Source organism: Streptomyces sp. NPDC054975, from assembly GCF_053609105.1.
On sequence record NZ_JBSGWV010000113.1, the window covers coordinates 1 to 1,715 of the forward strand.

Below are 1,715 nucleotides of genomic sequence, written 5' to 3' on the forward strand. Positions count from 1 at the left end.
TGCATCGGGCCAGTTTTCGCAGTGGCTTCTTTATTGCTGATGGCCATTACTTTGGCTGTACCGCTCTCAATTTCATATACATCCCCAACTTTTTCAGGTCCATTAGAAGAGATGTCTTGACTTTCTGATGTGTTGGTATCAGTTGCATTGTTTGTGTCTTCAGAAGACGAAGAAGACTCTTCACTATTCTTGCATGCTGCGAGCAATATCAGTGAAGTGATTAATAGTAAAGTCCCCAATTTTTTAAACATTTTAGTTCCCCTTTTTATGGATTTGAGTCAATATTTTGGACACAAAAAAGTTAAGTTCTTGTGTTATTAAAATTATATAGATGAAAAATGTTTGTTTTATGCCAGTGTTTGACACGGTGCCTCTGTGGGCATCACTTCCAAGCCATGTAAGTGCACAAGCTTATGCTATCTTCACTTGATCTTCAATATCTTGTGGAGTGTTATAACCTAAACTACTGTGAATTCTTTTTCGGTTATACCAGCCTTCAATAAACTGAAACATTGCTAGACTCGCAGTTTTATAGTCTAAATATGTAACATGATGAACTTCTTCCTTCTTTAAAATGGCATGAAATGATTCAATACAGGCATTATCATATGGGCAGCCTTTTTTACTGAAGGATTGTTTAATCTTTTTTGTTTCACAAAGCTTTTGAAAGTCTTCACTGGTATACTGGGAACCTAAATCTGAATGAAGGATTAATCCTTCACTTGGATGTTGAGTATCGAGAGCGTTATTTAAAGCCTTGATTACCAAATCTGTCACCATTGTTCGTCCAAACGAATAACCAACGATTTTTTTAGAATGCAAGTCCATAACGGAAGCTAGATAACACCAACCGTCTCTTAACGTATTGATATAAGTAATGTCAGCGACCCATTTCTCATTAATTGTAGTAGTAGTAAAGTCTTGATTTAATAGGTTATCACGATCAATTACTTTCACTTTACTTGACTGAGGACGAAACTTCTTCCTCACAATGGAAAAGAGACCAGCAGCCTTCATCAGTCGTTGAACACGTTTTAAACTCACTTTAAATCCACCTTTTTGCAGGATCTTGTGAATTTTTGGGGCACCATAACGCATTTTGCTTTCTTCATGGATCTCTTTGATTCTTTTTGTTAGTTGCTTGTTTTCAGATTCACGATTAGATTCCGTTTTTTTAAACGATTGATAAAAAGTGCTTTTAGGTATACCAAGTACACTACACAGAGTTTGTGTAGCATGTTGGTCTTGAAGATCTACAATTACATCGATGAGCTCGTCTGTTTCTATTTTTTCGCAAATATGGCCATAGCCTTTTTTAAGATTTCATTTTCCTCCTGAAGACGGAGCATTTGCTTTTTCATATTGGCAATTTCATCAGCTGTCACAGTTGAGCCATCCTCCGTTTGTATTGGAGAAAATTTCTTTACCCATGCATAAATAGTTACTTCAGAAACGCCATATTCACTGCTTAAATCTTTAGCTGAGCTACCAGAGTTATAAAGATCAACGATCATCTTTTTAAAATCTTCGTTATATTTTTTGCCTGTATTTTTGTTTCCCATATGGACACAACCTTTCTTAGTAACATTTTAACACTTAACTAAGTTGTGTCCATGGAACTATACTAGCATCAGTATACTCCTTTAGGACAAAGGTAATTCAGGTTGATAAAGCTCTGGATTTTTGTTGTTAGTTTAGGATTCGTTAAGTTATAA

At 35.6% G+C, this 1,715-nt stretch carries 2 protein-coding genes; both read right to left on the reverse strand.

Annotated elements, in window-relative coordinates; all coding sequences use genetic code 11:
* Positions 1-251: hypothetical protein (locus ACWF79_RS34790; protein ID WP_453732176.1), on the reverse strand; the 251-nt coding region annotated here is incomplete at its 3' end.
* Between the two features lie 160 nt (positions 252-411).
* Positions 412-1,562, reverse strand: a protein-coding gene (locus ACWF79_RS34795; RefSeq protein ID WP_085961362.1) for an IS3 family transposase whose coding sequence is annotated in 2 segments (ribosomal slippage) — positions 412-1,322 and positions 1,322-1,562 — 1,152 coding nt in all. Because the reading frame shifts where the segments join, the coding sequence is not laid out codon by codon here.
* Positions 1,563-1,715: the final 153 nt, after the last annotated feature.